Origin of the sequence: Carboxydocella sp. ULO1 (assembly GCF_002049255.1) — a bacterium.
GTDB lineage: Bacteria > Bacillota.
The window spans coordinates 1-231 of sequence record NZ_BDLQ01000108.1 but is presented as its reverse complement, the minus strand read 5'-3'; the positions used below and the strand labels follow the sequence as shown (position 1 = coordinate 231).

The 231-nt window shown below is 57.1% G+C and carries 1 pseudogene; it reads right to left on the bottom strand.

Annotated elements, in window-relative coordinates:
• Positions 1-21: 21 nt before the first annotated feature.
• Positions 22-231, bottom strand: a pseudogene (locus ULO1_RS12105) (IS200/IS605 family accessory protein TnpB-related protein); the annotation flags it as partial.

Genomic DNA, 231 nt, shown 5'->3' with positions numbered 1-231 from the left:
TCCGACACCGGCTAAACGGGGTCACCGTACGGACAGGGCCAATAACTTCAGGTCAGGCCAGACGGAGTTATACGCCTCCTGCTCACTCTGGGCAAGCCCGTTATGCACAGGAAGCCTCTCTTCCAGCCGCCTCAAGCAGGCCCTGACCCCACGGGTCATCCCTTTTCCTTCCCCAGGTCTATCAGGATTAACCTTCCGGGTCAGGTTTTGCTTGATTTGCGATACCAGTTG